Below are 21,377 nucleotides of genomic sequence, written 5' to 3'. Positions count from 1 at the left end.
TTCTTGCCTGAAGAAAACGTCGTGCCCGGGGAACGCCCTCATCGCCAGCGCGGCACGTGCGGGACGTGCGAACGGGCTTCCGGCGCCGCGGGCGCGACGATGGCGCGCACCGGCAGGTGGTCGGACGCGACGCGGGAGGCGGGGCTGCGATGCGACTCGAAGGCGAGCAGCGTATGCCGCGGCCGGACCCACACCCGATCGAGCGCGAACAAGGGCAGGCCCGACGGGAAGGAGCGCTCCGCCGGAGCGTGTCCCAGCAGGCCGTGCATCCAGCGCAGCGGGCGGCCGAGCGGAAGCCATTCGTTGATGTCGCCCAACACGACGACCGCCTGCTCGGGCGGAATGTCATGCAGGACCTTGAGCATCTGCCGCACCTGGAAACGCCGCTCCGCGGGCTTGAGGCCGAGATGCGTGACGATCACGCGCACGACCTTGCCGGCGATGTCGAGGTCCACGTCGATCGCGCCGCGCGGTTCGCGCTTGAGGTAACTGAGGTCGTGCCGGCGCACCGCAAGCACCGGGCGGCGCGTCAGCAGTGCGTTGCCGAAACTGCCGCCGTCGCGCACGATCGTATCGCCCGCGATTGCCGTCATGCCGGTCTCGGCGGCCAGGAAATCCAGCTGCTTGGACATCTCTCCGGGAACGTCGACGCTGGCGACCTCCTGCAGCCCCACCGTGTCGCAGCCGAGTTCGCGGATCACGTGCGCGACCCGCTCGACGTCGAGAGAGCGGTCGCGGCCGACGCAGCGATGGATGTTGTACGAAGAGATGCGCAGGCAATCGCCGCCGAGGGCGTGATCGAGATTGCGCCAGTTAGCGAGTCCGCTTGTCGTGACCGGCATGGCCGTGTAGGCGGTGGTGGAGCTGCGAAACCAGCCAGCGGCGCACCAGGAGCGTGATCGTTGCGAAGCCCGCCACGGCTACGGCAATCAAGCCGTAGTCGATGCGCGAGGGATCGTGCAGCGCGGCCTCCAGCTGATGCCCGAAAACGGTGGTCGCGAGCGTCCCGGGGAGCATTCCGATGAAGGTCCCGAGCAGGAAGGTCGAGACGTGGATGCCGATGGCGGCCGCGACCACGCCTTCGACCGCGAACGGCGCCAGGGGCACCAGGCGCAGCGCCGTGACGGCGATGAGACCGCGCCGGCGCAGCGTCTCGGTGATGTGCCCCAGTCTTGATCCGCCGACGCGGCGCACCGTTTCCTTGGGCAGCGCGAGGCCCGCGAGGTAGGTGACCAGGGCCGCGAGCAGGATGCCCGACATCGACAGCGCGAAGCCGGGTATCGGGCCGAAGGCGACGACCGCGGCGAGCGTGATCAAGGGCCGCGGGAACATCAAGAGACAGGCCGGCGTGTAGGCAAACAGGATCACGAGCGGCGCCACCGGCAGGTGCGCGAACTCGCGCGCGAGCGCGGTGATGCGGTCGGGGTCGGTCCAGTGCGAAAGCGGCGTGTAGTGCCACACCGCGGCGAACGCGATCATCACGGCACCGACGGCGATGACACGCGCGGCGGCGTGTCGCACGGCCGGGCTGCTCGCGATCCCCCCTGGCGGGCCGTCGTCGGGCGGCGGCACCTCGCCCTCGAGCGGAGGGAGGGCTGCCTCGGGCGCGAATTCCTCGATCAGGGTTTCAAGCGTGACGGGCTGGCCGGGGTCGCCGACGCGGGCGAGGTCGACCACCGACGCCGACCAGTCGGGCAGGCCTTCGAGCGGCTTGAGGCTGCGGCAGCCGTGCGCGAGCTCGTCGATCACCGCGGAGAGACTGCCGTGCCTGCGCATCGCGGCCTCCACGTCGGCGACGGGGGTGTCGAGATGCTCGGCGAGCAGTTCGTTGCGAAAGCCCGCGATACTGCGCGCGATACGGGCATCACCGCGGGCTTCGAGCGCAGCGTCGCATTCGCTGTCCATCCCCATCGAGCGATTGCTGAGATTGGCCGATCCGACGCGCAGGATCTCGTCGTCGACGATCATCAGCTTGGAGTGCAGGTCGATGCAGGTCCCGTCGCGCAGGCCGTCGATGTGCGGGTAGTAGACGTGGAAGCGCCCGTGAGTGTCGGCCCGGCGCAGGCGCTGCACGAGCCGCGTGCGCAACACGTGCATGGTGTGCTCTTCGAGCCAGCCGTGGCTGAAGAGCCGCACGACGACGACGATTTCAGGCCCGTCTGCTTCCTCGAGCCGCGCCGCGAGTGCTTCTCCGATACTGCCGACGGTGAAGTACTGGTTTTCGATGTAGATGTGCTTGCGAGCGCCCGCGATCATGTCGAGGTACAGCGCCTCGACCTCCGTGACGGCGGGCCGGTCGTCCGTCGCCGGCAGCGTGCGGGCGACCGCGATGTCGATGTCGGTGAAGCGCACCGGCAGTCCGCGCGGCCATTTCGCTTCGATCGGCGTCCTCGGCGCGCGGGGCAGGGCGCTGCCGGTGGCGGCGAGCCAGCGCGCGCGGACGATCGCGCCCAGGGCCAGCGCAGCCTTGCCGTCCACGGCCATCGCCATGTCGTGGAAGGGCGGGTAAGGGGCGCCGTTGCAGGCACGGCGCGGGTCGTTCGCACTGTGATCGCGCGTATCCCAACGCCTTTCGGTGAGATCGAAGCCGCCGATCATCGCGAAGGCGTCGTCGATGACGATGATCTTCTGATGGTGCGACGCGATCAGCGGATGCGTGTCGTCGAAGGCGAGCTGGATACGGCGGTGGGGACGCCAGCCGAGGCCATAGAGCTGCGGAAACTCCCGCTCGGTGCCGAACACCATCGGGTAGTCCCAGTCCAGGATGTGGATGTGCAGGCTGCGACGGCGACGGGCGAGCCAGTTCAGGAAGTCGCCGAGTCGTTCGGGCACGCCGTCCTCGTCGTCGAAGCGTAGGCGCGTGTTGCTGTTGAAATCCCAGGCGACGATCGTGATCGAGCGCGTGGCCTGCTCGGCGGCGAGCGAAAAGCTGCGAAAGAAATCCTCTCCGTCGACGATCAGGCCGACGCGATTGGCCCGCGCCACCGTGCAGCAGTTGCGGCCCGGGACGAAACGGCTGGTCGGATCCGGCATCACACCTCCCGACGTGCCGCTCGTCACGCCCCGGTCATCGCGAAGCAAGCGCTCGTGCGGACGAATCATGCTTCCCCGCAACTCAGTTGCGCTTCTGCGGATCGCCGATCTGCTGGATGAGGCTCAACAGGTCGTCAGCATGCTCTTCCTCGACCGCGAGCACCTCCTCAAACAGCCGCCGTGTCGTCGGGTCCGACAGGCCGATGTACTGGATGACTTCGCGGTAGCTTTCGATCGCCACCCGCTCGGCCACGAGGTCTTCGCGGATCATGTCCTGCAGCGTCTTGCCCTCGACGTACTCGGCGTGGCTGCGCGCGGACAGCGTGTCGGGCGAGAAGTCCGGTTCGCCGCCGAGCTGCGTGATGCGGTCGGCGAACTGCCCCGCATGTTCGTCCTCCTGCATCGCGTGCTCGAGGAACTCCGCGGCCACGGCCGACGAAGCGATTCCCTTCGCCGTGTAGTAATGGCGACGATAGCGCAGGCTGCAAACGATCTCGGTCGCGAGCGACTCGTTGAGGATGCGCAGGATGGTCTCGCGGTCGGCGCCGTAGTTCTCCGTCAGCGCGCCTTCTTCGGGGTGGCTGCGCGCGCGTTGGCGCAGCGTCTTGACATCGGACAGGGTAGGGGGTTGTTGCGTCGCCATTTTTGTCTGCTCCTGGTCTTCGAAGAACGCGCCTTTTTCAGCAAACGATGTGCCCGGAGAAGCTCCCCGATCACCGGTATGCGCCGCCCGTATCGGGCCCAGGGCCGCTGCAAATTCGACAGCCACATGTACATTTTTCCGCCGCCGGCGCGGGCTTCGGGCCGACAGACCCGCGCCGGGCAGGGCAATCCCGGGAACGCCGTTTGCCGAGTCTGGCGGCCCGGCCAGGAGTCCCGCGCCGGAGTCCGTGCGAAGGAGAAGAAGATGGAACACGGCATGTCGATCGCGATCGTCACCGAGACCTATCCGCCTGAACTCAATGGCGTCGCGCTCACCGTCGAGCGTGCGGTCCGTTACCTGCGCGAACGCGGTCACCGGGTCGGCGTGGTGCGTCCGCGGCAAAGCTCGGATAAGGGCCATGACCACGGCCAGGAAGACGCGATGCTCGTACACGGGCTGCCGCTGCCGCGCTACCCCGGGCTGCAGTTCGGCCTGCCGGCGCTGCTGCGCCTGCTCGCGCGCTGGCGCGAGGATCGACCGGACGTGGTCCATATCGTCACCGAGGGACCGCTGGGCTGGTCGGCGTTGGCGGCCGCGCGCCAACTCGACATCCCGGTCACGACCGACTACCGCACGCATTTCCAGAAGTACAGCGGCTACTACCGGCTCGGGCCGCTCGCCGGGATCATCTCCGCCGCACTGCGTGCCTTTCACAACCACAGCGACGTCACCTTCGTCCCGACCCGCGCGCTCGCCGATGAGATGGCGCAGATCGGCTACCGAAAGCTCGCGTGCGTCGGGCGCGGCGTCGACACGCGCCTGTTCTCGCCGCTACGCCGGAGTCGCCAGTTGCGTACTCGATGGGGCGTCGGCGATGAGCATCTGGTCGTGCTGCACGTCGGCCGGCTGGCGCCGGAGAAGGACCCGGCGCTCGTACGGGCGGCCTTTCGCGCGATCCGGCAGCTCAGGCCCGACGCGCGTCTCGTGTGGGTCGGCGACGGGCCGCTGCGCGCCGATCTGCAGCGTGCCGACGAAGGGAAAGGGGACGCCGGCGAACGCTTCGTCGGCATCCAGCGCGGGGAAGACCTCGCAATGCACTACGCTTCGGCGGACCTGTTCCTGTTTCCCAGCCTGAGCGAGACCTTCGGCAACGTGGTGCTCGAGGCGATGGCGAGCGCGCTTCCGATCGTCGCCTACGACATCGGCGCCGCCGGCGAACATCTCAAGGATCGCGGCGCGGCGAGTGTCGTCAGCGAGGCGGACGGCCCCGAGGCTTTCATCGCCGCGGCGCGGGCGCTGGCCCTGCAGCAAGAGACCCGGCGACGCTTCGCCGCAAACGCCTGCGACATCGCCCAGGAGCTTGCCTGGCCGCTCATCCTCGGCCGCTTCGAAGCCCAGCTGGCGGCATTCGCCACGCGGCAGAGCAGCATCGGCCATGTGGCAACCGCCGCTTGAGTCCCTGCTCGAAGGATTCGCGCGCGTGCTCACGCTCGAGCGCGCCTGCGTCGTGACGCTCAACCGGGCGCTCGTCTACCGGCCGTGCGAGCTCATCGCGCGCACGATCAGCCGCATGGGCGACGGCGAGCTGTGGGGCGTGCTGATCGTCTCGGTCGCGATCCTCCCGGCGCCACTCGGCCCGCGCTGCGCCCTGCATCTGAGCGCGGTGGCCCTGATCGGCCTCGCGCTCTACCTGATGATCAAGCGCCGCGCGTGCAGATCCCGCCCCTGCGTACAGCTCTCATGCCTGATGAATTGCCCGCGCCCGCTCGACGAGTTCAGTTTCCCGTCCGGCCACACGCTGCATGCGGTCGCCTTCGCCGTGGTGACGCTCGCGTATTTTCCGCCGTTGGGGGAGGTGCTCGCCGTGTTCGCCTTGCTGACCGGCCTCGTCCGCATGGTGCTCGGGCTGCATTACCCGAGCGACGTGCTGGCCGGGGTCGCGCTCGGCGGCGGCATCGCGCTGCTGTCGCTCGCGGTGGTCAAGCCCTGAAGGGCCGGGTTGGCGGCATCGAGGGCCTGCTGACGCACGACGAGCTCGGCCTTGGTCATCGGCGTCCGCTCGCGCAGCAGGCGTTCAAGCAAGCCTTGCATCTGTGCGATCACTTCCGGATAACGGCTGTCGTTCGGATGCAGCGCGACGCGCACCGGGATGCCGGCCGCCGCGGCTTGCCGACGTCCGTTCCAGGCGAGCGACAGAGCCCGCCGCAGCGCGCTGCGCGTGCTGTAGACGATCGATTGCGTCGCGAGCTCGCGCCGCGGATGCAGCAGATGAATCGCGTCCACCGTCGTGGTGTAGGTCAAGGGAGAGGCGTCCAACGCCCGCCACGCGCCCGCACTGAGCAGCCAGGCCGGCGCGACGAATCCCCTCGGTGTCCAGCCTTGGCGCTGAAACCAGTCGAGGCCCGCGGCCAAGCGTCCCTCGGCATCGCGCGCGCTCAGCGAGGCAAATTCGCCCTCGGCCGCCGTCAGCACGCGCCGACGCCACCAATCGAGCGGCCGATGCGGCGGCGGCTCCTCGTCGCAGTGCACGTAACCGTGCAGCGCGAGCTCGTCGCCCATGGCGCACCGTTCCAGCAGCACCTTGCGGTACCAGCGGGGAACGTCGTCGCCGTGGCGGTGATAGTTGGGCACGACGAGCAGCGTCAGCGGGATGCGCGCGACGGCCGCGACGGCGTCGAGCAGACATTCGCAGCGCGCCCATGTCTCCGGAGCGACATCATGGAGGCTTACGCAGACCGCGGGGGGCAGGTAGGGCAGGTCCGCTGTCACATGCGCCTCGGCACGGCTCTCGCACCCAGTCTGACGTAGCGCCGGACGATCTGCGGAAGAATACGGTCCCAGTCGTAAGCCTCGGCCCTGCGGCGCGCGTTGTCGCCCAGCGTCCGGCGACGCTCTTCCACACTCACCTCGCGCACCGCCTCCGCCATTCCGCTGGCCAGGGCCTCGAAATCGCTGAAGGGCACGGTGCGGCCGACCTCATCGTCGACGAGCTCCGCAAGGCCGCCCGCGCGCGCGGCGACGACCGGCAAGCCGCAGGCCATCGCCTCCAGCGGTGCGAGGCCGAATGTTTCCTGGTCGCCCGCATGCACGAAAAGATCGCAGCTCGCGACCAGGCTCGCGAGCCGGCGGGGATCGGAAATATAGGACACGACACGGACGTCGTCGCGCGCCGGCACGCCACTGCCGTTCCCCACCAGCACCAGGCGGTAGCCCGGTCCCAGACGGTCCATCATCGAATACAAGGCCGGAAGATTCTTTTCCGACGCGAAGCGGCCGACGAAGACCAGCATCCGCTCCCCTTCGCCGATGCCCAGACGGCGGCGCCAGGCCTCATCGCGCAGATCCGGCCTGAACACGGCCGTATCGACACCGAGCGGCTGGCGTTCGACGCGCGCGATGCCGACGTCGCGCAGCCGTTCGGCCATGCATGAACTGGGCGCGAGGACGAGGTCGAAGCGGCCGTAGAGGCGCCGCACGTAGGACTCCGCGAGCCGCATCGCGTGTAACCCGCCCAAGCGTCCGACGAGGCGCGGGATGTCCGAGTGGTAGAAACCGATCACCGGCACGCCCAGGGCCTGTCCGGCGTCGAGCGCCGCCCAGGCGAACTGGTAGGGGTCGCCGGCCTCGATCACGTTCGGGCGCAGCGCGGCCAGCGCGCGCACCGCGGCCGTGCGCGCGAGCGGCAGGCGGTAGCCCTGCGAGAAGGGCAAGGGCAGGCTCGGGACTTCCATCGTGCATTCCCCCGCCGCCGCAGCCGCCCGAGGCAGCACGAGCGAGTGGCGGTAGCCGGGATGCGACTGCAGCCAGCGGCGCTTTTCACGCAGGTAACGGCGGATGCCGCCGCTGTGCGCCGTGTAGAACATCGTGAGGTCGGACACGTGCATCATCGTCGCCCCCCGGGCTCAGGGATAAGCGCCTCGGCGCCGGGACGGTCGATGTTGATCGCGGGCAATGCAGCGGCCGATCTCTCCGGGCCCGCTCAGGCGCCCGGTTCCTGCTGAGCGGGCGCGGCCCGTCCGGCCACGCGCCGCAACTCGACGCTCGGAATGCGCATCAAGCTGCGGTATTTCGTCACGGTGCGCCTTGCGAGGCGAAAGCCCTGATCGGCCAGCACGCGCGCGAGCTGTGCGTCCGAAAGCGGCGCCGACGGATCTTCGGCTGCGATCAACTCCTTGAGCAGCGCGCGGATGGCGGTTGCGGAGCAGGTGCCGCCGTCCTCGGTCGAGAGCTGACGGGAGAAGAAGTACTTGAATTCGTAGAGCCCACGCGGCGTCGCCATGTACTTGCCGTTGGTGACGCGGCACACCGTCGATTCGTGCAGTCCGAGCTCGCTGGCGATGTCCTTCAGCGCCATCGGCTTCATCGCGGCCTCGCCGTAACTGAAGAACACCCGCTGGCGGGCGACGATCGCGTCGGCGACACGCTGGATCGTGTTGAAGCGCTGCTCGACGTTGCGCAGCAGCCAGCGCGCCTCCTGCAACAGGCGGGAGAAGGACGCCCCGCAGCCGCCGCGGCTGGCGGCGATTTCCGCGTAGGCGCGATTGATCCGCACTTGGGGCTGGACGGCCGGGTTCAGCGTCGCGACCCAGCGTCCCCGCTGGAGCGTGACGATGATGTCCGGCACCACATAGCGCGTATTGTCGGGCGCGAAACTGCGCCCCGGACGCGGGTCCAGCGTGCGGATCAGGGCGCGGGCGCCGTGCAAGGCGTCCTCCCCGCAACCGAGAATCTGCTGCAGCCGCGTGAATTCGCGATGTGCGAGCAGGTCGAAATGTTCGCCGACCAGCTTGAGCGCGAGGGCGCGGCTGGGCGTCGACTCCGGCAGCGCCTCCAACTGCAGCTGCAGACATTCCTGCAGCGAGCGCGCGGCGATGCCCGGCGGGTCGAGTTGCTGCACGAGCTTGAGCGCCGCGCCCAGCTCGCAGGTATCGACTTCCTCTTCGGGCAAGATCAGATCGGCCAGTTCCTCCAGTGGGGTTTCCAGATAGCCGGCCTCGGACAGTTCATCGATCACCATGTGCGCCAGCGTCCGGTCGCGGTCGCCCATGGGGGACAGCATCAGCTGGCTGCGCAGGTTATCGCGCAGGGTCAGCGGAGCCTCAGTCCATTCGGTCCAGTCATGTTCCTCGTCGCTCCCGTTGCCGCGCGAACGGCCCATCATCTCATGGAGGGCCGTCGGTATCGGCGGCTCTCCGGCCTCGGCCGGCGTCGCCCGGATCTCGCCGGGATCGCCTCCCATCGGTAGCGCGGGGGAGGGGCGCGGTGCGTCGGGATCTTCTTCCAGGAAGGGATTGCTGGTGACCGCCTGTTCCACTTCCTGGGCGAACTCCTGGGAAGGCAACTGCAACAGGCGCAGGGCCTGCTGGATCTGTGGAGTGATGGCGAGGTGCTGGCGCAAGCGCAACTCGATTCCAAGAGTCATCTCGTCTCCTTGCGGGGTTCTCTGCGGTGTCGTCCCCGACAAACGCAAGACGCATGCCACTGCGCAAACCCGCGAAAACACTGGGTTCCAGCCTATTCTAGTTACATATTTACGGGAAGCTTTTACACCCGCGCAGTAAGAATTTCCGGCGTTTGCGGCGATGCGGTATGCCGATTCGCACCAGATACCGTATTTGCCACCGGGCACGCCGCTTGCGCGCGCCGCGGCGCAACCGTCGGCCCCTTTGGCTGCTTTCCCCTTCGGCGCCGGCGGCCACCTGCACGAGGTGGCGGACAGGATTTCACCGTGGATTTCCCCCGGTTTTCCCCGCCGCCGCACCCGAACAGCAAGGAGGAGCACCCGATGAACACGACCCCGACCCGACTACGCGCGCTGGCCGCCACCCTCGTCCTGGCAGGCGTCCTGACCGCTTGCGATCGCAAGCCGACGAACCCGCCGCCCACCTCGACGCCGCCGAGCAGCACGACGCCAAGCACTCCGAGCACCTCGCCGGGAACTTCGACGCCGAGTCCCTCGACGTCCGACACCTCGCCGTCGCCGATGTCGCCGCCGGCCACCAGCACGGTGCCGCCGCCGATGCCGGAAACCACGTCACCGCGCCGCACGCCGGCACCGGGCTCCTCGCTCGACAGCAACAAGCTGATGACCTGAGGAGCGGCCGCTGAGTGGAGGCTTTAGGGACCCTGTTGGCGACGAATGCGTGGTTTTCGCTGCTCTTGCAGTGCGCGACAGCGGCGATCGTCGGGCTCTTGCTGCATGGCCTGCTCGATCGCATCGCCCGGCGTGCCGCGCAGCGATACGTTCTGGCCGACAGGGTGGTCTGGCATACGCGGCGGCCGGCGCAGGTGCTGATCCCGCTGCTTTTTGTCCATCTGGCCTTGGCCGATGCATCTGTGCCCGCGGGTGTGCTCGGCGGCCTGCGGCAGCTGCTGTCGATTGCGGTCATCCTGACGGTCACGCTGTTCGTGGTCCGGCTCATCGCGGCGACGGCCGATTACGTCGCGTTGCGCCACCCGACCACCGGCACGGACAACTTGCGCGCCCGCAGCGTGCAGACCCAGGTCCGCGTGCTCGCCCGCACGGCGATGTTCACGGTGGGCCTGCTCGGTGTCGGGTCGGTGCTGATGACCTTCCCGAACGTGCGGCAGATCGGTGCGAGCGTGATGGCTTCCGCCGGCGTCGCTGGCATCGTTGCCGGCCTCGCGGCGCGGCCGGTGCTCGGTAACCTGATCGCGGGCCTGCAGATCGCGCTCACCCAGCCGATCCGCGTCGACGACGTGCTGATCGTCGAGGACGAATGGGGCCGGGTGGAGGAGATCACCTCGACCTACGTCGTGATCCGCATCTGGGATGACCGGCGCCTGATCGTGCCGCTGGAGTACTTCATCCAGCATCCGTTCCAGAACTGGACGCGGAGCACCTCTGACCTGATCGGCGAGGTCTTCTTCTGGGTCGATTACCGCATGCCGGTGCAGCCTTTGCGCGACGCGCTGCGGCGGATCGTCGAGGCCGCGCCGGAGTGGGATCGGCGAGTCTGCGTCCTGCAGGTCACCGACTTCAGCGATCGCGCGATGAAGCTCCGCGCCCTCGTGAGCAGCGCCGATTCGGGTCGCGGGTGGGACCTGCGCTGCAAGGTCCGCGAACACCTCGTCGCCTACATGCAGGAGCATCATCCACGCTGGCTTCCGCAACTTCGCGCCACCGTCGACCGGGCCCCCCGCGAGGAAGCGGATCCGGCATTCCATCCGCCACCCCCCGGACGTGTCCAGGAGAGCGCTCACGCGCCGCCGCCATGAAAACCTTCTACTGCACCAACTGCGGCTTCATCGTCTTCTTCGAGAACGTCAGCTGCGGCAATTGCGGCGCCGTGCTCGGCTTCGAGCCGGGGACCATGGAGATGGGCGCGTTCGCGGCCGACAGCGACGGCACCTGGCATCGCCTGGACGCCGGCAAGCCGGACGCGGCGGGGCGGCGATGGCGCCAGTGCCGCAACTACGCGCAGGAGCAGGTCTGCAACTGGATGGTCTCCGCCGAGGATAACGAAGCGCGATGCCGAAGCTGCCGCCACACGGAACATACGCCGGCGCTCGACGACCCGGCGAACAAGTCGGCCTGGTACCGGCTGGAGACCGCGAAGCGACACCTGTTCTATTCGCTCTACCGGCTGGGGCTTCCCGTCGAGGCCGACCACCAGCATCCCGCGCCGGTCTTCCGCTTCCTGGGGGGCGATGGCACGACGGCTACGACGGGGCACGTGGACGGCACCGTGACGCTCGACATCGCCGAGGCCGACGACGCGTGCCGGGAATCGAGGCGGCAGCAATTCGGCGAAGCCTACCGCACGCTGCTCGGCCACTTCCGCCACGAGATCGGGCACTACTACTGGGACCGCCTGATCCACCACGGCGGACGCCTCGCGGCCTTCCGCACGCTCTTCGGCGACGAGCGCCGAGACTATTCCGAGGCATCGAAAGCGTATTACGCGAACCCGCCGACGAACTGGGCGGACAGCCATATCAGCGCTTACGCGACGATGCACCCGTGGGAAGACTGGGCCGAGACCTGGGCGCACTACCTCAACATCTCGGACGCCCTCGATACCGCCAAACATTGGGGCTTCGCGCTGCATTCCGACCAGTCGGCGGACAGCCCCGCGGACGTGCCCGAGGTCACCACGGGCGACCAGCCCTTCCGCCAGGTGCTGCTCGAACAATGGCTGCCGCTGTCGCAGTTCCTCAACAGCATGGCTCGCAGCCTGGGTCACAGCGATGTCTATCCGTTCGTGATCGCGAACCCGGTGCTCGACAAGCTCGTGTATGTCCATCACGTCATCGAAGAGGCCGCCGGGCACGCGAAACGGGAGCCATGATCATGGGCACAGTGCGCACCGCCGAACTGCAGAACGTCTACCTGCGCCGGGAGCCTCTCCCGGACGGCGGCTTCCGCTACCTGCATCCCGACGGCCGTGTGTATCGCAATCGGGCAGACCTTGCCCGCATCGCGTCGCTGGCCGTCCCGCCAGCGTATACGGACGTTTACGTGAGCCCCGATCCGGAGGCGACGCTGCAGGCCTTCGGTCGCGACGCCGCCGGACGCCTGCAGTACCGCTATCACCCGGACTTCGTACGCGAACGCGCGATGGGCAAATGGCGTCGCCTGGCGCGTTTCGCCGGTGCGCTGCCGCAGTTGCGCCGGCGCGTGACGGCGGATCTCCGGCGCAGCGGCCTGCCGCGCGAAAAGGTCCTGGCGCTCCTCGTGCGGCTGCTCGACCGCGTCCACCTGCGCGTCGGCTACGCGGCCTACGCGCGTCGGTATCGCAGCTATGGCCTGACGACGCTGCGCAAGCGCCACGTGCAGATCGAAGGTATCCGCGTCACCTTCCGCTATCGCGGCAAGCACGGCGTCGAGCAGGAACAGACAGTGCGCGACCGCAGCGTCGCGACCACGATCCTGCGCCTGTCGGAGCTCTCGGGGAACGTGCTCTTCCAGTACCTGGATGGCGAAGGCGGGCGGCACGTCGTGCGCGCGGAGGAGCTCAATGCCTACATCCGCGAATCGATCGGCCGTTTCACGGGGAAGGATTTCCGCAGCTGGGGCGGCACGCTGAAGGCCGCCGAATTCCTCGCCGCTGCCGGCCCGCCCGAGAGCGAGCGCAGCGCCGGTCGCATCCTCGCCGCCTGCGTTCGCCACGTGGCGACGGAACTGGGCAATACCGCGGCCGTGACGCGAGCGAGCTACATCTGCCCGATCATTTTCGATCTCTACCTCGCCGGCACCGTGGTCGACGACTTCGGTTCCGCACGGGATGCGGAGAGCGGCCTCTCCCGCAGCGAAGCCGCCCTACGCCGAATGCTCGCCCGCGGGCTATACCAGAAGCGGCGCTCCTCCGCCCAAGCGCCGAGATCGGCCTTACCAAGGCCCGCTGCCGGCCGACCGCCGCCCGAGCGAGGAAACTCACAGGAGGTGCAACATGATTGCCGGTAAGTCAGTACTCGCCTTCGTCATGGCGGGCGGGGAAGGCAGCCGCCTGCACCCCCTGACGGCGGAGCGGTCCAAGCCTTCGGTGCCGTTCGACGGCCGCCACCGCATCGTCGATTTCGTGCTGTCCAACCTCGTCAATTCCGAAATCTACGCCATCTACCTGCTGGTCCAGTACAAGTCCCAGTCGCTCATCGAGCACATCCGCCGCGCCTGGGTCCTCAGCCCGATGATTCCCCAGCATTTCATCACCGTCGTGCCGCCGCAGATGCAATGCGGGCCCGAGTGGTTCCAGGGGACGGCGGATTCGGTCTACCAGAACCTGCACCTGATCGACCTCATGAAGCCCGACCTCGTCGTGGTGTTCGGCGCGGATCATGTCTACCGCATGGACATCCGCCAGATGATCCATTTCCACCTGGATTCGCACGCCGACGCAAGCGTTGCCGCCGTGCCGGTGCCGCTCGACCAGGCCCCGTCCTTCGGCATCATCCGCACCGACTCGGCCGGACGCATCCGCGACTTCCGCGAAAAGCCCGACAGCGTCGAGCCGATGCCGGGCCGCCCCGGCTACGCGCTCGCGTCGATGGGCAACTACGTCTTCACCGCCGACGTGCTGGCCGACGTGCTGGCGCGCGTCCACAAGCGAGGCGGCCACGACTTCGGCAAGCACCTGCTGCCGGGGATGTGCGAATCCCACCGCCTGATGGCCTACGACTTCTGGACCAACACCGTCCCCGGCCTGCGGGACTTCGAGGAGCCCGCCTATTGGCGCGACGTCGGCACCATCGACACCTACTATGAAGCGCATTTCGACACGCTCGGCGAGAGCCCGAAGTTCGGCCTCAGCAACCCACGCTGGCCGATCTACGCGAGCCCGGACCAGACCGAGGCAGCCCAGGTGCACGATTCGCACATCCACAGCGCGTCGCTCGCCGCCGGCGTGGTCGTGCGTCGTGCGAGCATCGAGCACTCGCTGATCCGCCGGGACGTCGTCGTGGAGGAGGGCGCCGAGATCGTCGACTCCATCGTCATGGACCACACCGTGATCGGCGCGGGCGCCCAGGTCAGGCGCGCGATCATCGACCAGAACAACGTGATCCCCCCCGGCATGCGCATCGGCTACGACCACGAGGCCGACCGCGCGCGCTTTCACGTCACCGACAGCGGCATCGTGGTCGTTCCCAAGGCTCAGCTGCGATCATGAAAACGGACGTCATGAAAGCGGCGATCGACGACTCGGGCAGCGGGCCGCAGGGCTCGGGCGTCTCGGGGCGCCGCTACGCCACCTTCGCCCATGAGATGCCCTTCGGCCCCGAGCCCGTGATCGAAGACGGTCGCCGCATCGCTTACCGCTTCCGGCTGTGGGCGCCGGCCGAGAAGCATGTCGAGGTGTACGTGGTGGACGACGGCGGCAGGCGGACCGTCCATCCCTGCACCAAGGCCGGCGGCTGGCACAGCTGCACCGTCGCCGAGGCGCAGCCGGGCGACCGCTACGGCTTTCGGCTCGATCATCAGCTCGAGGTGCCCGATCCCGCGTCGCGCTTCAATCCGGACGGCATCCACGGCCCGAGCGAGCTCGTCGATCCGGAGCGCTTCCGGTGGGATCCGGACTGGCGCGGACGCCCCTGGGAAGAAGCGGTCATCTATGAGCTTCACGTCGGCACCTTCACCCCCGCCGGCACCTACGCCGGCGCCGCGACCCGGCTCGAAGGGCTCGCCGCGCTCGGCGTGACCGCGATCGAACTGATGCCGGTGGCGGAATTCGCCGGTCGCCGCGGCTGGGGCTACGACGGCGTGCTGCCCTTCGCGCCGAAGGCGGAATACGGCACGCCCGACGAGCTCAAGCGCTTCGTCCAGGCCGCGCACCGGCTCGGGCTGATGGTGTTTCTCGACGTCGTGTACAACCACTTCGGCCCTGAAGGGAATTACCTCCACGTCTACGCGCCGCAATTCTTCAACGCGCGCTACGAGACGCCCTGGGGGGCCGCGATCGACTTCGAAACGGCCGCCCCCGTGCGCGAGTTCTTCATCGAAAACGCGCTGTACTGGCTGGAGGAATACCGTTTCGACGGACTGCGGCTGGATGCCGCGCACTGCATCTTCGACGACTCCACGCCCGACATCCTGACCGAGCTCTCGACGCGCGTGCGCGAGCAGTTCCGCGACCGTCCCGTCCACCTCGTCCTCGAAAACGTCTCCAACAGCGCAAACCGCCTGGGGCCCCCTGGACAAGCCGGGCGCTACGATGCGCAGTGGAACGACGACTTCCACCACGCAGCGCACGTCCTGCTGACCGGCGAGCGCGAGGGCTACTACGCGGACTACGCGGGGCGCGCCTTGCACCAGTTCGTGCGCTGCCTCTGCGAAGGCTTCGCCTTCCAGGGCGACAGCTCGGCCTTTCTCGGCGCCGAGCGCGGCGAGTCGAGTACGGGGCTCCCGCTGAGCGCCTTCGTGAACTTCCTGCAAAACCACGACCAGATCGGCAACCGCGCCTTCGGCGAACGACTCGTCACCCTCGTCGAAGCCCGCAGGCTGCGCGCGCTGATCGCGATCCAGCTCCTGGCTCCCTCGCCGCCGCTGATCTTCATGGGTGAGGAAGCGGGCGCGACGACGCCGTTCCGCTACTTCTGCGACTACCAGGGAGATCTCGCCGCCGCCATCCGCGAAGGCCGGCGGCGCGAGTTCGGCTGGATCAGCCATGCGGGGGACCAGCCTCCCGCGGAATTGCCGGACCCCGGCGCGGAAGAGACTTTCCGGCGCAGCAAGCTCGATTGGGCCGCCTACGACCGCGCCGAAGGAAAGGATTGGCAGGATTTCTACCGGCAGCTCCTGTCGCTGCGGCAGCGCTTCGTAACGCCCAGGATCCCGCTCGTCGTGCCCGGACGATGCAGCTGCGACTTCGCCGGCCCGCACGCCTTCGAGATCCGCTGGACCTGCGTCGACGGGTCGTCGCTGGCACTGCGCGCAAACCTTGCGAATGCCCCGTCGCCCCAGCTGCCGGACCCCCACATCGCTCCCTTCGCCGCGATCGGGCCCGAGATCGAACCCGGACATCTCGGCGAACGCGGACACCTCGGCCCCTGGTGCGTGCGGGCCTACGTGCGGGAGCAGACCGATGGGTAGCGACGCCGTCGACGCGCTATGCCGTTTCCTCGGCATCGATCCCGACTCCGAGGACAGCGAGGGCCGCTACGTGGAGGTCTCGCGCGAATGCAAGCTCGCCTTGCTGGAGGCGCTGGGGCACCCACTCGACCCGGCGCGGCCCGATGAAGACGCCTCATCCCGCCTCGAAGCGATGCGCCGGCAGGCCGCCTCCCGCGTGATGCCGCCGATGCTCGTCCTCGAAGCGGCGCCGCCACCGCTGCGCCTGCCGGTACGCCTTCCCGCCGAGCTTGCGGAACGCGCGCTGTGGTGGCGGATCGCGCTGGAGCAGGGCGGCGAGCGGCAGGGCAGGGTGACAGTCGATGCCTTGCCGGATGCAGAATCCGCACAAGACGTCGAGCACGCCGCCACCGAGATTGCACTCGCCGTGAGCCTCCCTCACGGCTATCACCGGCTCTCACTGCACGAGACCCCGGCCTCGTCGATACCGCTCGCGCAAACGACGCTCGCGATCTGCCCGCCTTCGTGCGAGCCCGCTGGCGCCGAGAGGCTGTGGGGCCCGTCGGTGCAGGTCTACGCGCTGCGCTCGGCGCGAAGCTGGGGCATGGGCGATTTCGGCGACCTGCGCCGGCTCGTCGATATCGCCGCAGACGCCGGGGCGCATTTCGTCGGCGTGAATCCGCTGCACGCGCTGTTTCCGCACACCCCCGGACACGCGAACCCATACAGCCCATCGAATCGCGAATGGCTGAACGTCCTCTACCTCGACATCGAATCGATGCGTGACTTCGGCGAATGTGTCGCTGCGCGTGAGCTCGTCGCATCCGCCGGATTCCGCGACCGTCTCGATGCGCTGCGCGAGACGCCGCTCGTCGACTACGCGGGCGTCGCAGCCGCCAAGTTCGAAGTCCTCGAACGACTCTATCACCACTTCCGCTGCATGCACCTCGACCGGGGCACGCAACGCGCGGGCCTCTTCCGTGATTTCCAGCGAGAGGGCGGACGCAGCCTGCGCCTGCACGCGCTGTTCGACGCACTGCATGCGCACGTCCAGGCCCTCGACCCCGCGAGCCGCAACTGGAGGGATTGGCCGGAACCCTATCGGGATGCCCGAGGCGCCGCCGTGGAGGCGTTCGCGCTCGAAAACGAGCTGCGCATCGAATTCTTCGAATACCTCCAGTGGCAGGCCGAAGGGCAGTTGCAGGCCGTCGCCTCGCGAGCCCGCGCGCGGGGCATGCGCATCGGCTTGTGCCGCGACATGGCCGCGGGCGCGAACGAAGGCGGCTCGGAGACCTGGGCGAGACCCGCCCTGCACGCTGCCGGCACGCGCGTCGGCGCACCGCCGGGCCAATCGCATCCCGCGGGCCGGTATCTGGAAGACCTGGACCTTGCGCCGGTGATTCCCCAAGCGCTCGCCGACGAGGCCTACGCTCCCTTCCTCGCCGTGCTGCGCGCCAACATGCGCCATGCGGGCGCACTGCGGATCGAGCACGTGGCGGCGGTGGCGCGGCCTTTCTGGCTCCCCGCGAAGCTGAGCGGCGCGGCCCGCGAATGTCCCGGCGCCCATGTGGCCCACGCAGTGGAGGACCTCTTCGGCCTGCTGAGCCTGGAGAGCCGCCGCCACGACTGCATCGTGATCGGGGAAGAGCTCGGCCCGGTACCGCCGGCCCTACGCGAGTCCCTGGCCCGTCACGGTCTCCTCGCTCACCAGCCGCTGTATTTCGCCTACGAACACGGTGACGAGGGCGAGCGCGTCGCCTTCCGCCGCCCGATGCACTGGCCGGCCGCCGCCCTCGCAACGATGGGCACCTACGACCTGCCCACGCTACGCAGCTATTGGAGCGGGCACGACCTTGAGCTCAAGGGTAGTCTCGGCATGTACCGTACGGCGGAACAGAGCGACCGTCAGGCCGCGCGCCGCCGCGAGGACCGCCAAGCCCTGATCGCGGCGCTGCGCGCCGAGGACCTGCTCGCCGCCGACGCCGGCATCCCGCCGTCCGATCACGGCGCCGAACTCGCCCCCGCGGTGTATCGCTTCCTCGCGCGCAGTCCCGCGGCGATGCTCGGCGTACAGCTCGAAGACGTGCTCGGCCAACTCGAATCGGCCAATTTCCCGGGCACGACCGGCAGGACGCGCCCGAACTGGCGATGCAAGCTCGAAGTGGAGCTCGCCGACCTCGCCATCGAGCCGCGCTGGCTCGCGGTCAGCGCCGGGATCGCGGCCGAACGGCCGAGCAACCCCTTGCCGCTGAGCGGCGGCCCGCCGGGATTCCGTCCCGAGCAAGCCGACATTCCGCGCGCCACCTATCGGCTCCAGTTCAACGCCGACTTCGGCTTCGCCGCGGCGGAAGCCGTCCTGCCTTATCTCGCCGAACTCGGCATCAGCCACGTCTATGCCGCCCCCTTCCTGAAGGCCCGTCCGGGCAGTCGCCACGGCTACGACATTGTCGACCACCAGACGGTCAACCCCGAGGTCGGCAGCGACGAGGACTTCGACCGCTATTGCGCCCGGCTCACCGAACTCGGCCTCGGCCAGATCCTCGACATCGTGCCGAACCACGTCGGCGTCGCCGGCGATTCGAACGCATGGTGGCTGGACGTGCTCGAAAACGGCCCGGCCTCCGCCTACGCGGATCATTTCGATATCGACTGGGACCCGCCTTTCCCCGAGCTGCGCGGCAAGGTGCTGCTGCCCCTACTCGGCGACCAATACGGGCGCGAACTGGAAGCGGGCGCGCTGCGGCTCACGTTCTCAGCCGAGCGCGGCGATTTCAGCGTCACGTATTACGAGCACCGTTTCCCGATCGATCCCTGCGACTACCCGCTGATCCTCTCGGCCGGACTGTCGATCACGGACGACGGGGCAGGGGGCGTCGAATTCGAGACCCTGCTCGCCGCACTGCGCCGCATGCCTCCGCGCGGCACGGCCGACACGGCGGGACTCGACGAGCGTCGCCGCGACAAGGAGAGCTTCAAGCGCCATCTCGCCGAGCTCCACGCCCGCTCGCTCGAGCTGCACGAGCGGGTCGCCGCCGCTCTGGAAACGTTCAACGGCGAACCCGGCAGGCCGGAGAGCTTCGACGCGCTGGACCGTCTGCTGTCGCGCCAGGCCTACCGCCTCGCGTCGTGGCGGGTCGCGGCCGACGACATCAACTACCGCCGCTTCTTCGACATCAACGACCTCGCCGCGCTGCGCATGGAGTCCGACGTGGTGTTCGAGGCCACGCACGCCCGCATCTTCGACTGGATCGCAGAGGGCAGGGCGACCGGGCTGCGGATCGACCATCCCGACGGGCTTGCCGACCCCAGGGCGTACTTCGAGCGGCTGCAGGCCCGCCACGCCGCGATCGCGCCGCAGACGGTCGATGGCCCGCACACGCTGTATCTCGTCGCCGAAAAGATCTTCGGCGAATTCGAGACGCTCCCCGCCGACTGGCCCGTACACGGCACCACCGGCTACCGCTTCGCGGCGCTGTGCAACAATCTCTTCGTCGATCCGACGCAGGAATCGCGCTTCTCGCGCATCTACCGCGCCTTCACCGGGGAGTCGCGCAGCTTCAGCGAGGTGCTGCTCGAAGCCAAACATCTGATCATCACCCATTCGCTCCCCGGCGAACTCACCGGCCTCACCTACCTGCTGTACGACATCGCCCAGTCCGACCGACACACGCGCGACTTCACCCGCAGCCGGCTGCGTAGCGCACTCGCCGAAGTGATCGCCGCCTTCCCCGTCTATCGCAGCTACATCGGCCCGCTGGGCGTCTCGGCATCCGACCGTCGACACATCGAACGGGCGGTCGAGGAGGCGGTCTCGCGCGGCCGCGCGGGCGACGCGAGCGTGCTGCGCTTCGTGCGCGACGTGCTGCTGTCGGCGCCGGTGGAGACCAACGAGGAGCTGCACCGGCTGAAGCTGCGCTTTGCCACCCGCTTCCAGCAATTCACCGCGCCGGTGATGGCGAAGGCAATGGAAGACACCGCCTTCTACCGTTACAACCGCCTCGTCTCGCTCAACGACGTCGGCGCAGATCCGCGCAACTTCGGCATCGGCATCGACGACTTCCACGTCGCCAACGAGCGCATCGCCTGGAACCACCCCTTCAGCCTGCTCGCGTCCTCGACCCACGACAGCAAGCGCTCGGAAGACGTGCGCGCCCGCATCGACGTACTCTCCGAGATGCCCGGCCCGTGGCGCCTTGCGCTGCGGCGCTGGCGGCGCATCAACGAGCGGCGCAAGGTCCGCGTCGACGACGCCCCTGCGCCTTCGAGCAACGACGAATACCTGCTCTACCAGACCCTGCTCGGCATCTGGCCGCTCGCCGCCCCCGACGAGCCGGAACGAGCGGCACTCGCCGAGCGCATCGAAGCCTTCATGCTCAAGGCCGCACGCGAAGCCAAGCTGCACACGAGCTGGATGAACCCCGAACCGGCCTACGAAGCCGCACTCGCCACCTTCGTGCGCCGCCTCTTCGCTGCAGAAGGCGCCGATGCCTTCCTCGACGACTTCCTCCCTTTCCAGGCACTCATCGCGCGCTTCGGCATCCTCAACAGCCTCAACATGCTGCTGGTGAAGCTCACCGCGCCCGGGGTGCCCGACATCTACCAGGGCTGCGAACGCTGGAACTTCAGCCTCGTCGATCCGGACAACCGCCGCCCGGTGGACTTCGAGACCGCGAAGACGCAACTCGACTCGCTGCGCCGCGACTTTACCGATGGCGCCACGCCCGCGGCCCTGCGGGCGATGCTCGACGCCCCCGAGGACGGCCGCCTCAAGCTCTACTTGCTGTGGCGGACCCTTACGGTGCGCAAGCGCTTCGAACACACCTTCCGCTTCGGCCGCTACGTGCCGCTCGACGTCGAAGGCCCGGCGGCGGGGCACGTGCTCGCCTTCGCCCGCGTCCTCGGTAAGGAACGGATCGTCGTGATCGCCACGCGGCTGCATTTCGGGCTCACCCGTGGAAACGCCGCGCTCGCTGCGGCGCGGGGGACCTGGGCGGGCACCTTCGTCACGCTGCCGTGGCGTGAGCCTCGCTGGCAGGAAGAGCTCACCGGCGGACGGCAGGTCGCGGCGAGCATTGGCCGGCGCCCGGGAATCGAACTTGCTGAACTCTTCAACCCGCTGCCGCTGGCGCTGTTGCTGCCCTGCGATCACGGCTCCGGATAGGCACCGGGCCTCCT

The 21,377-nt window shown here is 68.6% G+C and carries 15 protein-coding genes; 9 read left to right on the top strand and 6 right to left on the bottom strand.

Translation table 11 applies throughout. The features are described 5' to 3' along the window. Positions 1 to 38 precede the first annotated feature (38 nt). The 3 genes from VJ673_RS03190 to VJ673_RS03180 all read right to left on the bottom strand — a co-directional run bounded on the left by VJ673_RS03190 (position 39) and on the right by VJ673_RS03180 (position 3,676). The gene (locus VJ673_RS03190) at positions 39 to 842 is read right to left on the bottom strand and encodes an endonuclease/exonuclease/phosphatase family protein (RefSeq protein ID WP_324124579.1); all 804 of its coding nucleotides are present in this window, start codon (positions 840 to 842) and stop codon (positions 39 to 41) included. Beyond that, complete coding sequence (locus VJ673_RS03185; protein ID WP_324124578.1) at positions 814 to 3,033, bottom strand: VTT domain-containing protein; 2,220 nt, start codon at positions 3,031 to 3,033, stop codon at positions 814 to 816. Before VJ673_RS03185 ends, VJ673_RS03190 begins: the two co-directional genes overlap by 29 nt. Before the next feature lie 82 nt (positions 3,034 to 3,115). Next, on the bottom strand, positions 3,116 to 3,676 hold the full coding sequence (locus VJ673_RS03180; protein ID WP_324124577.1) for a ferritin-like domain-containing protein: 561 nt from the start codon (positions 3,674 to 3,676) through the stop codon (positions 3,116 to 3,118). Positions 3,677 to 3,940: 264 nt separating this feature from the next. Between VJ673_RS03180 and VJ673_RS03175 the strand changes: the two genes are divergently transcribed. Both VJ673_RS03175 and VJ673_RS03170 read left to right on the top strand, forming a co-directional pair. Further along, the gene (locus VJ673_RS03175; protein ID WP_324124576.1) at positions 3,941 to 5,131 is read left to right on the top strand and encodes a glycosyltransferase family 4 protein; all 1,191 of its coding nucleotides are present in this window, start codon (positions 3,941 to 3,943) and stop codon (positions 5,129 to 5,131) included. After that, the gene (locus VJ673_RS03170; protein WP_324124575.1) at positions 5,112 to 5,666 is read left to right on the top strand and encodes a phosphatase PAP2 family protein; all 555 of its coding nucleotides are present in this window, start codon (positions 5,112 to 5,114) and stop codon (positions 5,664 to 5,666) included. The genes VJ673_RS03175 and VJ673_RS03170 overlap by 20 nt, the downstream gene beginning before the upstream one ends. On the opposite strand, the gene VJ673_RS03165 is transcribed toward VJ673_RS03170, so the two are convergent. From VJ673_RS03165 to VJ673_RS03155, 3 genes are all read right to left on the bottom strand, one after another. After that, on the bottom strand, positions 5,588 to 6,445 hold the full coding sequence (locus VJ673_RS03165; RefSeq protein WP_324124574.1) for a polysaccharide deacetylase family protein: 858 nt from the start codon (positions 6,443 to 6,445) through the stop codon (positions 5,588 to 5,590). The two genes, VJ673_RS03170 and VJ673_RS03165, sit on opposite strands and share 79 nt — an antisense overlap. Further along, entirely contained in the window at positions 6,442 to 7,563 is a 1,122-nt protein-coding gene (locus VJ673_RS03160) for a glycosyltransferase family 4 protein (protein ID WP_324124573.1), read from the bottom strand. Before VJ673_RS03160 ends, VJ673_RS03165 begins: the two co-directional genes overlap by 4 nt. A gap of 92 nt (positions 7,564 to 7,655) precedes the next feature. After that, complete coding sequence (locus VJ673_RS03155; RefSeq protein ID WP_324124572.1) at positions 7,656 to 9,098, bottom strand: RNA polymerase factor sigma-54; 1,443 nt, start codon at positions 9,096 to 9,098, stop codon at positions 7,656 to 7,658. A gap of 431 nt (positions 9,099 to 9,529) precedes the next feature. Between VJ673_RS03155 and VJ673_RS03150 the strand changes: the two genes are divergently transcribed. From VJ673_RS03150 to VJ673_RS03120, 7 genes are read left to right on the top strand one after another with little or no spacing between them, the layout of a single operon-like run. Then, entirely contained in the window at positions 9,530 to 9,784 is a 255-nt protein-coding gene (locus tag VJ673_RS03150; protein ID WP_324124571.1) for a hypothetical protein, read from the top strand. Next, positions 9,785 to 10,915 (top strand): mechanosensitive ion channel family protein, encoded by a 1,131-nt coding sequence (locus VJ673_RS03145; RefSeq protein ID WP_324124570.1) that lies wholly within the window; start codon positions 9,785 to 9,787, stop codon positions 10,913 to 10,915. Then, entirely contained in the window at positions 10,912 to 11,988 is a 1,077-nt protein-coding gene (locus tag VJ673_RS03140; RefSeq protein ID WP_324124569.1) for a zinc-binding metallopeptidase family protein, read from the top strand. Before VJ673_RS03145 ends, VJ673_RS03140 begins: the two co-directional genes overlap by 4 nt. 2 nt (positions 11,989 to 11,990) lie before the next feature. Next, complete coding sequence (locus VJ673_RS03135) at positions 11,991 to 13,103, top strand: DNA topoisomerase IB (protein WP_324124568.1); 1,113 nt, start codon at positions 11,991 to 11,993, stop codon at positions 13,101 to 13,103. Continuing rightward, a complete protein-coding gene (locus VJ673_RS03130; RefSeq protein ID WP_324124567.1) occupies positions 13,090 to 14,304 on the top strand; it encodes a glucose-1-phosphate adenylyltransferase in 1,215 nt (404 codons plus the stop codon). The genes VJ673_RS03135 and VJ673_RS03130 overlap by 14 nt, the downstream gene beginning before the upstream one ends. Next, a complete protein-coding gene (gene treZ / locus VJ673_RS03125; protein ID WP_324124566.1) occupies positions 14,301 to 16,223 on the top strand; it encodes a malto-oligosyltrehalose trehalohydrolase in 1,923 nt (640 codons plus the stop codon). Before VJ673_RS03130 ends, treZ begins: the two co-directional genes overlap by 4 nt. Further along, positions 16,216 to 21,363 carry a malto-oligosyltrehalose synthase gene (locus VJ673_RS03120; protein WP_324124565.1) on the top strand — a complete coding sequence of 1,716 codons (5,148 nt, stop codon included), beginning with the start codon at positions 16,216 to 16,218 and terminating at the stop codon, positions 21,361 to 21,363. Before treZ ends, VJ673_RS03120 begins: the two co-directional genes overlap by 8 nt. The last annotated feature ends 14 nt before the right edge of the window (positions 21,364 to 21,377 follow it).

The organism is Aromatoleum sp. (assembly GCF_035254505.1).
Classification (GTDB): domain Bacteria; phylum Pseudomonadota; class Gammaproteobacteria; order Burkholderiales; family Rhodocyclaceae; genus Aromatoleum.
The sequence above is the reverse complement of the archived record's forward strand: the minus strand, read 5'-3'. Positions and strand labels throughout refer to the sequence as shown.

What these genes read in the sequence shown, in the direction of transcription:
- VJ673_RS03130 (WP_324124567.1), top strand. Translation starts at nt 13,090, where the DNA reads ATGATTGCCGGTAAGTCAGTACTCGCCTTCGTCATGGCGGGCGGGGAA.
- VJ673_RS03190 (WP_324124579.1), bottom strand. Translation starts at nt 842, where the DNA reads ATGCCGGTCACGACAAGCGGACTCGCTAACTGGCGCAATCTCGATCAC.
- VJ673_RS03170 (WP_324124575.1), top strand. Translation starts at nt 5,112, where the DNA reads ATGTGGCAACCGCCGCTTGAGTCCCTGCTCGAAGGATTCGCGCGCGTG.
- VJ673_RS03120 (WP_324124565.1), top strand. Translation starts at nt 16,216, where the DNA reads ATGGGTAGCGACGCCGTCGACGCGCTATGCCGTTTCCTCGGCATCGAT.
- VJ673_RS03185 (WP_324124578.1), bottom strand. Translation starts at nt 3,033, where the DNA reads ATGCCGGATCCGACCAGCCGTTTCGTCCCGGGCCGCAACTGCTGCACG.
- VJ673_RS03160 (WP_324124573.1), bottom strand. Translation starts at nt 7,563, where the DNA reads ATGATGCACGTGTCCGACCTCACGATGTTCTACACGGCGCACAGCGGC.
- VJ673_RS03155 (WP_324124572.1), bottom strand. Translation starts at nt 9,098, where the DNA reads ATGACTCTTGGAATCGAGTTGCGCTTGCGCCAGCACCTCGCCATCACT.
- VJ673_RS03175 (WP_324124576.1), top strand. Translation starts at nt 3,941, where the DNA reads ATGGAACACGGCATGTCGATCGCGATCGTCACCGAGACCTATCCGCCT.
- VJ673_RS03135 (WP_324124568.1), top strand. Translation starts at nt 11,991, where the DNA reads ATGGGCACAGTGCGCACCGCCGAACTGCAGAACGTCTACCTGCGCCGG.
- VJ673_RS03140 (WP_324124569.1), top strand. Translation starts at nt 10,912, where the DNA reads ATGAAAACCTTCTACTGCACCAACTGCGGCTTCATCGTCTTCTTCGAG.
- treZ (WP_324124566.1), top strand. Translation starts at nt 14,301, where the DNA reads ATGAAAACGGACGTCATGAAAGCGGCGATCGACGACTCGGGCAGCGGG.
- VJ673_RS03180 (WP_324124577.1), bottom strand. Translation starts at nt 3,676, where the DNA reads ATGGCGACGCAACAACCCCCTACCCTGTCCGATGTCAAGACGCTGCGC.